This is a genomic window from Rhodococcus artemisiae, from assembly GCF_036327795.1.
GTDB classification, from domain to species: Bacteria; Actinomycetota; Actinomycetes; order Mycobacteriales; family Mycobacteriaceae; genus Rhodococcus; species Rhodococcus artemisiae.
This window is the reverse complement of the sequence record NZ_JAUTXY010000003.1, coordinates 341,020-354,235: the sequence shown is the minus strand read 5'-3', so window position 1 is coordinate 354,235 and position 13,216 is coordinate 341,020. Positions and strand designations below refer to the sequence as shown.

Here is a 13,216-nt window from a genome sequence, read left to right as displayed (position 1 = left end):
GCGCTCCGGCCTCCGTTCCGAACCGAGAAGAAGATTAACACCAACGGGGTACGGAACTACAAATCGCCAGGTCAAGCGCATAGTTTTGCGTGGCCTTCAGTACGAGCAGTCACCTGGGAGAAGAAACAGAGGGGGCACCCGCCGCGATGCCGGGTGCCCCCTCCCCTCCGGCCAGGATCAGGCGATGGACGCGCGGGCGGCCCGCAGGCGCGCGAGCGACCGCTCGCGACCGAGCAGTTCCATCGACTCGTAGAGCGGCGGGCTGACATGAGAGCCGGTCACGGCGACACGGACGGGCGCGAACGCCTTCCGCGGCTTGAGGCCGAGTTCGTCGATCAGCTTCGCCTTGAGCGCACCCTCGAGTTCGGGGGTGGTCCACGCGTCGAGGCCGTCGATGGCCGCAATCGTCGCGTCGAGCACCGCCGCAGCGTCGTCCTTGAGGTTCTTCGCCGCGGACGCCTCGTCGAGTTCGAAGTCCGCCTCGTCGACGAACAGGAACTTCAGCAGTCCCCATGCGTCGCTGAGGACGACGATTCGTGTCTGGACGAGATCCGCGGCCACTGCGAAGAGTTCATCGTCGACATCCGGGGCGATGTGGCCGTGTTCGACGAGGAAGGCCTTCAAGCGCGCCGCGAAATCTGCAGGCTCGAGCAACCGGATGTGCTCGGCATTGATCGCGTCGGCCTTCTTCTGGTCGAAGCGGGCCGGGTTCGAGTTGACCTTGGAGATGTCGAAAGCCGCGACCATCTCGTCGAGTGAGAACACGTCGCGGTCGTCGGCGAGCCCCCAGCCGAGGAGCGCGAGGTAGTTGAGCAGGCCCTCCGGTACGAATCCGCGGTCCCGATGAAGGAAGAGGTTCGACTCCGGGTCGCGCTTGGACAGCTTCTTGTTGCCCTGACCCATCACGAACGGCAGGTGTCCGAACTCCGGGGTGAAATCTGCCACGCCGATGCGCTGCAGTGCGGCGTACAGCGCGAGCTGACGGGGCGTCGAGGAGAGCAGATCCTCACCGCGCAGCACATGAGTGATCTTCATCAGGGCGTCGTCGACGGGGTTGACGAGCGTGTACAGCGGGATGCCGTTGCCGCGCGTGAGTGCGAAGTCGGGCACCGTGCCCGCCTTGAACGTCGTCTCACCGCGCACGAGGTCGTTCCAGGTCAGATCCTCGGCCGGCATCCGGAGTCGCACGACCGGCTTGCGCCCCTCGTCGAGGTAGGCCTGCCGCTGCTCGGCAGTGAGGTCGCGGTCGAAGTTGTCGTATCCCAGCTTGGGATCTCGCCCGGCCGCCTTGTGCCGTTCCTCGACCTCCTCCGGCGTCGAGAACGACTCGTATGCCTCACCGGCCTCGAGGAGTTTCGCGACGACGTCGAGGTGCAGGCCTCGTCGCTGGGACTGCCGGTAGGGCTCGTAGGGGCCACCGACCTCTGGCCCCTCGTCCCATTCGAGGCCGAGCCAACGCAACGCGTCGAGGATCGCCTGGTACGACTCCTCGCTGTCCCGGGCGGCGTCGGTGTCTTCGACACGGAAGACGAACGTGCCGCCGTGGTGCCGTGCGAATGCCCAGTTGAACAAGGCGGTGCGCACGAGACCGACATGCGGGGTACCGGTCGGGGACGGACAGAAACGGACGCGAACTTCGCTGGTGGTCATCGGCTCACTCGGGTCGAGGGACGGAAATCAAGACCCTTCCAGGCTAGTCCCCGGCCGCCCCGCAGGAACGGCGGACCGGCAGCTCAGGCGCCCTTCGCAACCACGGGGTTGGTGAGTGTGCCGATCTTCTCGATCGTGATCGAGACGGTGTCGCCGGCTTCGATCGGCCCGACGCCTTCCGGCGTACCGGTGAGGATCACGTCGCCCGGTAGCAAGGTCATGACCGCCGACACCCATTCCACGAGTGCCGGAATGTCGTGCACCATCATCGAAGTCCGGCTGCGTTGACGGGTCAACCCATTGACCTCGGCGGAGATCTCGAGGTCCGCGGCATCGAGATCGGTTTCGATCCAGGGGCCGAGAGGACAGAACGTGTCGTGCCCCTTGGCGCGGGCCCATTGACCGTCCTTCGCCTGGTGGTCGCGGGCGGACACATCGTTGGCGATCGTGTAACCGAGGATCGCTTCGCGGGCCTTCGCCGCAGTGACGTCCTTGCACGGCCGTCCGATGACCACCGCGAGCTCGGCCTCGTGGTGCACCAGCGACGTGTTCCGCGGAATCACGATGGGCGCACCGGGACCGATGATGGACGTGTTCGGTTTGAGGAAGATCACAGGTTCATCGGGCACCTCGTTGCCCGACTCTGCCGCGTGAGCCGCATAGTTGCGCCCGACCGCGATCACCTTGCTCGCCAAGATCGGCGCGAGCAGCCGCACATCCGCGAGCGGCCAGCTCCTGCCGGTGAAGGTGGGCGTACCGAACGGGTGCTCGGCGATCTCTTTCGCGATGGCGGAGTCTCCCTCCCCTTCGATACTGACGAAAGCGACACCGTCCGGACTGGCGATTCGACCAAGGCGCATGCGGGGAGTCTATCCGTGGCTGCGCACTCCGATCGACCTGCCGGTCGCCGAGGTATAGAGTTCCCTTGGAATTTCATTCTACGGGACATATTTCTCAGATAGTGAGACGTCATGGTGGACACGCTCACCCTCGGGAACCGACGGTGGCTGATCCTGGCGCTGGGTGTCTTCGCCCAGGCCGCGCAGGCGACGGTCGTCAACGGTGCCGCATTCCTCATCCCGACCTGGCACGACGAGGCCGGATTCACCCTCGCGCAGGCGGGGACCCTTGCCTCCGCACCGCTGTTCGGCGGCATGTTCACCCTCGTCGCCTGGGGTGCCCTCGCCGACCGCTTCGGCGAGCGCCTCGCACTGTCCGCCGGCATGGCGATCACCGCCACTGCAGTCACCACTGCGATGTTCACCACATCACCTGCGGCCCTCGGAATTCTGCTCATGTGCGCCGGCGCGGGCGCGGTGAGTGCCAATGCGGCGAGTGGTCGCGTCGTCGTCGGCTGGTTTCCGATACATCAGCGCGGGCTCGCGATGGGGATCCGTCAGATGTCGGTGCCGCTCGGCGTCGCTGCCTCCGCACTCGTCATTCCGCAATTGGCACGCGATCACGGGACTGCGTGGGCACTGGCTTTTCCCGCGCTCGTGTGCGGCGTCGCCGCCGTTTCATGCGCGATCGGGATCGTCGACCCGCCACGTCCCGACCGGGCTGAAGCAGCGCGGACCGGAGCATTGGCGAATCCGTACCGGACCGGCGCTGCGCTGACCCGCATCCACATCGCGTCGATCCTGTTGGTGATTCCTCAATATGTCGTGTGGACATACGCGTTGGTGTGGTTGATCGTCGACCGCGGCTGGGACGAGACCGGAGCCGGACTGGTGATCACTGCGGCACAGATCCTCGGCGCGCTGGGCCGGGTCGCCGTGGGAGCGTGGTCCGATCGGGTCGGGAGCAGGTTGGGCCCGCTGCGAATCGTGTCGGTGATCACCGCGGTGTCGATGGTCGCGCTCGCGGCGACCTCACTCACGGACTTCCCCGTCGCCGTTGCAGTGCTGCTCGTCGCGTCGGTCGCCACATCGAGTCCCAACGGCCTCGCGTTCACGGCGGTCGCCGAGATCGCCGGACCGTATTGGGGTGGACGGGCACTCGGCGTTCAGAACACCGGTCAGTTCGTCTTCGCCGCGGCCGTGGGCCCGGTGTTCGGCGCACTCATCGCCGCAGTCGGCTTTCCCGCAGCGTTCGCACTCTCGGCAATCGCCCCTGCGGCCGCGGTGCCGGTGGTACCGAAGAACGACTGATGCCGTGCGCGGTTCCGGTAGTACGTACTACCGGAACCGCGCACCGGTGGTCAGAGTGCGGCGGTGATGCGGTCGCCGATCTCGGTGGTCACGATCGGCGAATCACCGCGCGAGGCGAGATCTGCCTCCACGGCAGCCTCGACACGCGCTGCGTCGTCGTCGCGGCCCAGGTGGCGCAGCAGCAACGCGGTGGACAGAATCGCGGCCGTCGGGTCGGCGATGCCCTTACCTGCGATGTCCGGTGCGGAACCGTGGACCGGTTCGAACATCGACGGATTCGTTCCCGAGGCATCGATGTTGCCGCTGGCGGCAAGGCCGATACCTCCGGTGACCGCACCGGCCAGGTCGGTGACGATGTCGCCGAACAGGTTGTCGGTGACGATCACGTCGAACCGAGACGGGTCGTCGACCATGTAGATGGTCGCCGCGTCGATGTGGCAGTACGCCGTCTCGACCTCCGGGAACTCCTTCCCGACGGTCTCGACTGCGCGGGTCCAGATCGCGCCGGCATTGGACAGCACGTTGGTCTTGTGGATCAGCGTGAGGTGCTTGCGGCGGGTCCGGGCGAGCTCGAAGGCGTAACGCACGACACGCTCGGCGCCGAACCAGGTGTTGACCGACACCTCGGTGGCGATCTCGTGCGGAGTGCCGACGCGGATTGCGCCACCGTTGCCCGTGTACGGGCCCTCCGTACCCTCGCGCACCACGACGAAGTCGATGTCGGGGTTCGCAGCGAGCGGGGACTTCGATCCCGGGTACAGCCGCGACGGACGGAGGTTGACGTGGTGATCGAGAGCGAAGCGCATGTTCAGCAGGAGGCCGCGCTCGAGAATGCCGGGAGTGACCGAGGGGTCGCCGATCGCGCCGAGCAGGATCGCGTCGTGCTCACGGATCGCCGCGAGATCGGCCTCCGGCAGGAGCTCACCGGTCGTGTTGTACCTGCGCGCGCCGAGGTCGTACTCCGTTGTGTCGAGATCCGGCACGAGTTTGTTCAGGACCTTCAGTGCCTCGGCCGTGACCTCGACACCGATGCCGTCACCGGGGATGACCGCAAGTTTCATTTCTGTGCTCTCTTCCTGTGCGACAGTGGCCGCGACCGTACAGACGGTCGCGGCCACTGAACGGTGCAATGCGATGGTCAGGACAGGTCGACCTGCGCGACACGCGCTTCGAGCTGTTCGACGATCTGGGCAACCTCGGCGTCGGCGACGACGCGGTCGACGCGCAGGATCACGGTCGCGCCGTCACCCTCTGCGTCCTGGCTGAGTGCTGCGGCCTGGATGTCGATGCCGGCGTTGCCGAGGACGGTGCCCAAGGTGCCGAGAACGCCGGGGCGATCCTGGTAGTGGACGATGAAGTTGTGACCTTCGGCACGCAGGTCGAAGCTGCGTCCGTTGATGTTGACGATCTTCTCGACCTGCTGCAGGCCCGTGAGGGCGCCTGCAACGGTGGTGACTCCACCGTCGGCTGCCACGGCGCGCACCTCGACGGAGCTGCGGTGCGTCTGGGCCTCGCTGACACTCTCGACCTCGACGCTCACGCCGCGCTGCTCGGCGAGCTGTGGAGCGTTGACGAAGGTGACCGGCTCGTCGCTGCTGGCCGAGAACAGGCCGCGGAGCGCAGCCAGACCGAGGATCTCGACGTTCTCGACGGACAGCTCACCGCTCGCGATGACCTGCACGTTCTGCACGGCCTCGGGCGAGAGGGTCCCGGCGAGCAGGCCGAGCTTGCGGACGAGTTCGAGCCACGGCGCGACCTCTTCACCGACCGGGCCGCCGGAAACGTTGACGGCGTCGGGGACGAACTCGCCGGCGAGGGCGAGAAGCACGCTCTTGGCGACATCGGTGCCGGCGCGGTCCTGCGCCTCGGAGGTCGAGGCACCCAGGTGCGGGGTGACGACGACGTTGTCGAGGTCGAACAGCTTCGAATCGGTGCACGGCTCGGTGTTGAACACGTCGAGTCCGGCAGCACGGACCTTGCCGGAGGTGAGTGCGTCGTACAGAGCATCCTCGTCGATGAGGCCGCCGCGGGCGGCGTTGACGATGATGACGCCGTCCTTGGCCGTCGCCAGACGCTCGGCGTTGATCAGGCCTGCCGTCTCCTTCGTCTTCGGGAGGTGCACCGAGATGAAGTCGGCGCGCGAAACGAGCTCGTCGATGTCGACCAGTTCGATGCCCAGTTGCGCGGCGCGCGCGGCGGGCAGGTAGGGGTCGTACGCGATGACGTGGGTCTCGAATGCAGCGAGCCGCTGGGCGAACAGCTGGCCGATCCGGCCGAGGCCCACGACACCGACCGTCTTGCCGAGGATTTCGGTGCCGTTGAAGCTCGAGCGCTTCCAGGTGCGCTCACGCAGTGTGCGGTCGGCGGCGGGCACCTGCCGCGCGGCCGACATCAGCAGCGCGACGGCATGCTCGGCCGCCGAGTGGATGTTCGAGGTGGGAGCGTTGACGACCATCACGCCACGTTCGGTGGCGGCGGCGATGTCGACGTTGTCGAGGCCCACACCTGCGCGGCCGACGATCTTCAGCTTCGGAGCTGCGGCGAGGACCTCGGCGTCGACGGTCGTGGCCGACCGCACCAGCAATGCGTCCGCGTCGGGCACAGCGGCCAACAGCGCCGGGCGGTCCGGGCCGTCCACCCAGCGCACCTCGACTCCGTCACCGAGGGCATCGACGGTCGATTGCGCAAGCTTGTCGGCGATCAGGACTACTGGACGGCCATTCTGGCTCACGTGCAAACTCCCTGTGTCGTGGATGTGGTGAGTAGTCGACGGCGCGGGCACCTGACGGTAGGCATGTCGAAGCCGTGACCGCCCATAGTTTAGTGCCCCGGCGGTCTCTGCGGGCCCACGGGGATGGGGCGGCTACTCGCCGGTACTCACTGGAACGACACGAACACCGGTTTCGGCTCGATGGCCATGGTCTGTTCGGGGGTGAACGTGGGCAGATCCTCGTCGTAGAAGTTCTTCCACGCCATGTGGATCTGCGGCGGGAGTCCGCTCTGCAGCGCGCTCCACGTGTCGAACTTCTGCGCCGGTGACCCGTGCCCGTCTGCGTGCAGAACCACCGAGATTTCGGGCCTGCCGGCATCGACGAACTCACGCCCGGTGATCATCGAACTGCGGAACTGATGGAGAACGAGCATCTTCTGTGGCAGATCGTGCCGCTGCACGATGTCGGCGAGGTAGGCCACCACTTCGTTGATCTCGGCCGAATCGACGGACCCGATCTGCACCATGTGCTGCTGCCCCGGCGCCAGCCGCCATTCCGGGTCGAGTGCGAGACCGACGTTCGGTCGCGCGAGGAACTCTTCATAGATCCGGGCCTGTTCGAGGAAGTGCGTGTGGCCGGGCTGCAGATCCAGAATGACGTAGACACCCGCCGCCTCCGCTTCGTCGATCACAGGCCGCAACAGATCAGGTGGCGTGATGCGCGAAAAGCGCCCGTCGGTACCGGGATCGGCGGATGCGACGGTCGCGATGATCTCGAATGCGGGCAGCACCGGTTCCGCCGAGAACTGCTGATACCGGTCCGCGAGGTCGCGCACTCGCGTGATCGCACCGGCGGTGTCCTGTTCTCCGAAGGCCCCGAGCGCGGGTCCGCCGGGGTGCCCGTACAGTGCCACGAACCTCCTGTCGGGAAACAGGTTTCGGCCACCACCGAACAGCTCCGAGCGAGCCGGGGGAAGAACATCCCCGATCGTGGGGACCTCGACGCCGGGGATCACGATGCCCGGCAATGCCGGTTGGGCGCCCGCAGAAGCCGTGGCGCCGCCGACACACAGTGCCGTCAGGATCACCGCTCCTGCCGCTGTTCTCAGACTCCGTCCCATGGCGGTACCGTACGAGAACCGGCCGGCCGAACCCAGGTGCCACACCAGGCACACTGATCACAATTCGGACACTTCGAACCGTCGAGGTCATCCTTCCTCGTCCGGCACCGGGTCTCCTCGCAACTCTGTTCCGTCGACGACATCTCGCGGAGGGGCATCCACATCTCGACGATCGACGTCGTCCTTGCGATGCCGGAACGCGATGACCGCGGTGCGGACGGTCGGATGGAACCGCTCCTCATCGAAGCGGCCCCGGGTGGCCATTCGATTCAACCGATCCTTGACAGGCCCCTTCATGGCCGCAAAGCCGAGACGGATCCCCTTGCGATCGAGATATTCGTCGAGTTCCTCGATGGCCTCCACCGCCGTGGTATCGAGATCGGTGATCGGCTCCGCCGCGAGCACCACCCAGTGCACCGGACTTTCGGCGTCGCGCACGAGTTCTCGGACATACCGGGTGAGGATCGATCCGTTCGCGAAGAACAACGGTGCGTCGAACCGCACCAGGACGAGCCCATCGATTCGATGCCCCTCGGGGTGCCGCTCCGCGTCGTGATATCCCGCGACATCGGGCAATTCGACGAGCTCGGTACGGTGCGGCTGCCATGCACGCACCAGCACGACGATCAGCGACAGGCCGATGGCGACGAGTACGCCCCGCAGGACCCCTGCAAGCGCAACACCGGCGAATGCCGCTACAGAGAGCCCGAATTCGACCTTGCTTACCGTCCACAGACGCCGGAGCGCACCGAGGTCGATCAGGGAACTCGCCGCCACGATCACGACCGCTCCGAGCGCTGCCTGCGGGAGATAGGCGGTGAGCCCCGGCGTGACCAACAGGAACACCAGAACGGTCAGCGCGCCGACCACACCCACGAGCTGTGTGCGACCCCCTGCTTCCTCGACGACCGGAGTGCGACTGCCGCTACCGCACACCGGAAATCCACCCGTGACCCCCGCCGCGACGTTCACCGCACCGAGTGCACGCATCTCCGAGCTACCATCGACGTGCTCACCGTGCCGCATCGCGAACGTACGGGACAGGACCGCCGTATCCGCGAACGCGATCACAGCAATCGCGACGGCGGGCCCGAGCAACTCGGCGGCATCTGCCCATCCGACACCACCGAGCGCGGGCGCCGGGAAACCCGAAGGCAGTGCTCCGACCATCGCCATCCGGTCGGTCAGGGAGAACACTGCCGTCGCCACGACCGCGCCGACGACGGCGATCAGCACACCCGGGACGACGGGAACGAGTTTCCGACCAGCGACGATCACGGCGATGCACGCGGCCCCCATCAGGAACGCCGGTAGGTGCACACCGTCTTCGAAGACGTCGTCGACGACGTCCGCGAGCTCGGCGAGCACACCGGTCTCGTCGTCCTCGCTACCCACCAGCAAGGGCAGCTGTCCCACGATGACGATGACCGCAATCGCGTTGAGGAATCCGAGGCGGATCGGGTTGGACAGCAGTTCTGTGATGAACCCGAGACGGAGGATTCCCCCGATCAGGAGAATCAGGCCGACCAGCACGGACAGCACACCGGCGAGCGCGATCGCCCGCTGTGGGTCACCCCCCGATGCAAGTGGGATCACCGCGGCCGCGATGAGCGGGGCGAGCGCGGAATCCGGTCCGAGCACGAGGATTCGAGAGGGCCCGACCAACGCGTACACCAGCATCGGCACGATCGTCGCGTACAGGCCGGTGTATGGGGGCAGGCCCGCCGCCTGCGCATATCCCATCCCTGCGGGCACGAGGAGGGCGCTGAGTGCGAGTCCGGCGCCGATATCGCTCCTCAGCCAGCCGCGCCGGTACGTACGTGCGGTGGCGATACCCGGTAACCGACAGAGCCCGGTCCAGAGCGACATTCGTCCAGTATCACTCCCGACGGGCCGGGGCGCGGGTGGTCCGCAGACACCGGAGGCCCGGTACACCTCGAGGTGTACCGGGCCTCCGGGAGAAGTCCGAACCGATCAGGCGGTTTCGGTGATCGGGCGATCGACCCAGCTCATCAGGTCGCGCAGCTTCTTGCCGGTGACCTCGATAGGGTGCTCGGCGTTGGCCTTGCGCAGGCCCTCGAGCTCGGTGTTGCCGTTCTCGACGTTGGCGACGAGACGACGGGTGAACTCGCCGGACTGGATGTCCGCGAGGATCTCCTTCATCCGCTCCTTGGTGCCGGCGTCGATGACGCGCGGACCGGACAGGTAGCCACCGAACTCCGCGGTGTCGGACACCGAGTAATTCATGCGGGCGATGCCACCCTCGTACATGAGGTCGACGATGAGCTTGAGCTCGTGGAGAACCTCGAAGTAGGCCATCTCGGGGGCGTAGCCCGCCTCGACCATGACCTCGAAACCGGTCTTGACCAGTTCCTCGGTGCCGCCGCAGAGCACTGCCTGCTCGCCGAAGAGGTCGGTCTCGGTCTCTTCCTTGAACGTGGTCTTGATGACGCCGGCGCGGGTGCCACCGATGCCCTTGGCGTAGGACAGCGCGAGCGCCTGACCCTCACCCTTCGGGTCCTGGTCGATGGCGATGAGCGCCGGGACGCCCTTGCCGTCGACGAACTGGCGACGCACGAGGTGACCGGGGCCCTTCGGCGCGACCATGCCGACGGTGACGCCTGCCGGAGCCGTGATCAGGTCGAAGTGGATGTTGAGGCCGTGGCCGAAGAACAGCGCGTCGCCGTCCTTCAGGTTCGGCTCGATGTCGTTCTTGAAGATCGATGCCTGCGCGGTGTCGGGAGCGAGCACCATGATGACGTCGGCCCACTCCGACACCTCGGCCGGGGTGCCGACGGTCAGGCCCGCTTCTTCGGCCTTGGCCCGCGACTTGGAGCCCTCCTTGAGGCCGATACGAACCTCGACGCCGGAGTCGCGCAGGCTCAGCGAGTGCGCGTGTCCCTGGCTGCCGTATCCGATGACCGCGACCTTACGGCCCTGGATGATCGACAGGTCGGCGTCGTCGTCGTAGAACATCTCGACTGCCACAGTGGTTACCTCTTTCAGAAAATATGGGTGTGTTCAGGCTAACGGGTCGCCGTGATGGACTTCGGACCGCGTCCGACCGCCACGACTCCGGACTGCACGATCTCGCGGATGCCGTGCGGTTCGAGCATCCGCAGCAGCGCATCGAGTTTCGATCGGGTGCCGGTGGCTTCGATGGTCAGCGATTCGGGTGAGACATCGATCACCTTGGCGCGGAACAGATTCACCGTCTCGATGACCTGCGTGCGCACACTGGCGTCGGCGCGCACCTTGATCAACAGGAGTTCACGGGCGACGGACGCCTCGTCCTCCTGCTCGACGATCTTGATCACGTTGACGAGCTTGTTGAGTTGCTTGGTGACCTGCTCGAGCGGGAACTCGTCGACCGTCACGACGATCGTCATCCGGGAGATCTCCGGAATCTCGGTGCCACCGACCGCGAGCGATTCGATGTTGAAGCCGCGCCGCGAGAACAACGATGCGACTCGGGCCAGCACGCCCGGCTTGTCCTCGACGAGAACACTGAGGGTGTGGCTCGTGCTCACTTGGTTTCCTCCTCGGCGGCAGCCTGCTCGCTGCGCGCGCGGTCGCGCTCGATGGTCTCGTGGATCACGGTGGGGTCGTCGGCGGAGTCGTCGTCGAACAACGGACGGATGTCGCGGGCGGCCATGATCTCGTCGTTGCTGGTGCCCGCTGCGACCATGGGCCACACCTGGGCGTCCTTGCCGACGATGAAGTCGATGACAACGGGACGGTCGTTGATGGCCTGGGCCTGGCGGATCGCGTCCTCGACGTCCTCCTCGCGCTCGACACGGATACCGACGCAGCCGAGAGCCTCGGCCAGCTTCACGAAATCGGGGATACGCAGGCTGTGCGTGGACAGATCGGTGTTGGAGTACCGCTTCTCATAGAACAGCGTCTGCCACTGACGCACCATTCCGAGGTTGCCGTTGTTGATCAACGCGACCTTGATCGGCACACCTTCGACCGCGCAGGTTGCGAGCTCCTGATTGGTCATCTGGAAGCAGCCGTCACCGTCGATCGCCCAGACCTCGGCCTCCGGCTTGCCCATCTTGGCACCCATCGCGGCCGGCACGGCGTAGCCCATCGTGCCGAGGCCACCGGAGTTCAGCCACGTGCGCGGCTTCTCGTAATCGACGAACTGCGCAGCCCACATCTGGTGCTGGCCGACTCCGGCGCAGTAGATCGCGTCGGGTCCGGCGAGCTTGCCGACGGCCTGGATCACGTACTGCGGCGACAAGGTGCCGTCGGTGTGCCGGTCGTAGGACAGCGGATAGGTGCTGCGGAGATCGTCGAGGTAGGCCCACCACTTCGTGTACTCGAGCGTGGTGCCCGTCGCAAGGTCGGCGCGGACCGCTTCGAGCAGCTCGACGATGACCTCCTTGCAGTCGCCGACGATCGGCACGTCGGCGTGCCGGTTCTTGCCGATCTCCGCCGGATCGATGTCGGCGTGGATGACCTTCGCATCGGGGGCGAACGTATCGAGCTGACCGGTGACGCGGTCGTCGAACCGGGCACCGAGGGTGATGAGCAGGTCGCTCCTCTGCAGCGCCGCCACGGCTGCGACGTTGCCGTGCATGCCGGGCATACCGCAGTGCAGCTCGTGGGTGTCGGGAAATGCACCGCGCGCCATGAGCGTGGTGACCACGGGGATACGGGTGAGTTCCGCGAGCTCGAGTAGCTCGGCCGACGCATCGGCCTTGATCACACCGCCACCGACGTACAGGACGGGGTTCGTGGAGTCGGCAATCAGGCGCGCGGCCTCACGAACCTGCTTGCCGTGCGGCTTGGTGACCGGACGGTATCCGGGCAGGTGCATCTCCGGCGGCCAGCTGAAAGTGGTCTGCGCCTGCAGGATGTCCTTGGGGATATCGACGAGCACAGCGCCCGGCCGCCCCGAGGACGCGAGGTAGAACGCCTCCGCGAGGATGCGCGGGATGTCGGTACCTTCGGTGACGAGGAAGTTGTGCTTGGTGATGGGCATGGTGATGCCCGAGATATCGGCTTCCTGGAAGGCATCCGTACCGATCAGCGGACGCCCGACCTGACCGGTGATCGCGACGACCGGGACCGAATCCATCTGCGCGTCGGCGAGCGGGGTGACCAGGTTGGTCGCGCCCGGTCCGGACGTGGCCATGCACACACCGACCTTGCCGGTGGCCTGCGCATATCCGGTCGCGGCGTGGCCTGCGCCCTGCTCATGACGGACGAGCACGTGACGCACGCCCTTCGAGTCGAAGAGCGGGTCGTACACGGGAAGGATCGCACCACCGGGAATACCGAACACCGTGTCGACCTCGAGCTCTTCGAGAGCCCGGACAACAGCCTGGGCGCCGGTGACCCGCTCGGGGGCTACCGAGCGTCGGCCGGCGGGCTGCGTCGCGGCCGCTGCGGCAGTCGGGGTGGCAGACCCCGGCTTCCGCGGTGAGGGTTGAGGTCGTGCGGTTGGTGCGCTCACTACGAATTCCTCTGATTCTGGCTCCGGGCAACAAAAAACCCTCGTCAGCATTGTGCTGTACGAGGGTGGCGCGTCGTGGGCGAGTTGCAATAAGCGGCTCAGGCGACGACGCGCCGGCCGA

At 66.4% G+C, this 13,216-nt stretch carries 10 protein-coding genes; 1 reads left to right on the top strand and 9 read right to left on the bottom strand.

Annotated elements, in window-relative coordinates:
• Nucleotides 1-177: 177 nt before the first annotated feature.
• Both gltX and Q7514_RS09205 read right to left on the bottom strand, forming a co-directional pair.
• Complete coding sequence (gene gltX / locus Q7514_RS09210) at nucleotides 178-1,650, bottom strand: glutamate--tRNA ligase (protein WP_330132938.1); 1,473 nt, start codon at nucleotides 1,648-1,650, stop codon at nucleotides 178-180.
• Nucleotides 1,651-1,733: 83 nt separating this feature from the next.
• The gene (locus Q7514_RS09205) at nucleotides 1,734-2,510 is read right to left on the bottom strand and encodes a fumarylacetoacetate hydrolase family protein (RefSeq protein ID WP_330132937.1); all 777 of its coding nucleotides are present in this window, start codon (nucleotides 2,508-2,510) and stop codon (nucleotides 1,734-1,736) included.
• Nucleotides 2,511-2,621: 111 nt separating this feature from the next.
• Between Q7514_RS09205 and Q7514_RS09200 the strand changes: the two genes are divergently transcribed.
• The gene (locus tag Q7514_RS09200; protein WP_330132936.1) at nucleotides 2,622-3,800 is read left to right on the top strand and encodes an MFS transporter; all 1,179 of its coding nucleotides are present in this window, start codon (nucleotides 2,622-2,624) and stop codon (nucleotides 3,798-3,800) included.
• A 50-nt stretch (nucleotides 3,801-3,850) separates the two neighbouring features.
• On the opposite strand, the gene Q7514_RS09195 is transcribed toward Q7514_RS09200, so the two are convergent.
• The 7 genes from Q7514_RS09195 to Q7514_RS09165 form a co-directional block, all read right to left on the bottom strand.
• Nucleotides 3,851-4,861 (bottom strand): 3-isopropylmalate dehydrogenase, encoded by a 1,011-nt coding sequence (locus Q7514_RS09195; RefSeq protein ID WP_330132935.1) that lies wholly within the window; start codon nucleotides 4,859-4,861, stop codon nucleotides 3,851-3,853.
• A gap of 77 nt (nucleotides 4,862-4,938) precedes the next feature.
• Nucleotides 4,939-6,531, bottom strand: coding sequence for a phosphoglycerate dehydrogenase (gene serA / locus Q7514_RS09190; protein WP_330132934.1), 1,593 nt, complete (start codon nucleotides 6,529-6,531; stop codon nucleotides 4,939-4,941).
• 146 nt (nucleotides 6,532-6,677) lie between these two features.
• The gene (locus Q7514_RS09185; protein ID WP_330132933.1) at nucleotides 6,678-7,631 is read right to left on the bottom strand and encodes a hypothetical protein; all 954 of its coding nucleotides are present in this window, start codon (nucleotides 7,629-7,631) and stop codon (nucleotides 6,678-6,680) included.
• A gap of 87 nt (nucleotides 7,632-7,718) precedes the next feature.
• Nucleotides 7,719-9,500 carry a SulP family inorganic anion transporter gene (locus Q7514_RS09180; protein ID WP_330132932.1) on the bottom strand — a complete coding sequence of 594 codons (1,782 nt, stop codon included), beginning with the start codon at nucleotides 9,498-9,500 and terminating at the stop codon, nucleotides 7,719-7,721.
• 105 nt (nucleotides 9,501-9,605) lie between these two features.
• Entirely contained in the window at nucleotides 9,606-10,607 is a 1,002-nt protein-coding gene (gene ilvC / locus Q7514_RS09175) for a ketol-acid reductoisomerase (protein WP_330133097.1), read from the bottom strand.
• 50 nt (nucleotides 10,608-10,657) lie between these two features.
• Complete coding sequence (ilvN, locus tag Q7514_RS09170) at nucleotides 10,658-11,161, bottom strand: acetolactate synthase small subunit (protein ID WP_330132931.1); 504 nt, start codon at nucleotides 11,159-11,161, stop codon at nucleotides 10,658-10,660.
• Entirely contained in the window at nucleotides 11,158-13,095 is a 1,938-nt protein-coding gene (locus Q7514_RS09165) for an acetolactate synthase large subunit (RefSeq protein ID WP_330132930.1), read from the bottom strand. The genes ilvN and Q7514_RS09165 overlap by 4 nt, the downstream gene beginning before the upstream one ends.
• Nucleotides 13,096-13,216 lie beyond the last annotated feature (121 nt).

Excerpts from the sequence above, each read along its gene's own strand:
- Q7514_RS09180 (WP_330132932.1), bottom strand. The coding sequence starts at position 9,500 with ATGTCGCTCTGGACCGGGCTCTGTCGGTTACCGGGTATCGCCACCGCA.
- Q7514_RS09195 (WP_330132935.1), bottom strand. The coding sequence starts at position 4,861 with ATGAAACTTGCGGTCATCCCCGGTGACGGCATCGGTGTCGAGGTCACG.
- Q7514_RS09185 (WP_330132933.1), bottom strand. The coding sequence starts at position 7,631 with ATGGGACGGAGTCTGAGAACAGCGGCAGGAGCGGTGATCCTGACGGCA.
- gltX (WP_330132938.1), bottom strand. The coding sequence starts at position 1,650 with ATGACCACCAGCGAAGTTCGCGTCCGTTTCTGTCCGTCCCCGACCGGT.
- Q7514_RS09200 (WP_330132936.1), top strand. The coding sequence starts at position 2,622 with ATGGTGGACACGCTCACCCTCGGGAACCGACGGTGGCTGATCCTGGCG.
- ilvC (WP_330133097.1), bottom strand. The coding sequence starts at position 10,607 with ATGTTCTACGACGACGACGCCGACCTGTCGATCATCCAGGGCCGTAAG.
- Q7514_RS09205 (WP_330132937.1), bottom strand. The coding sequence starts at position 2,510 with ATGCGCCTTGGTCGAATCGCCAGTCCGGACGGTGTCGCTTTCGTCAGT.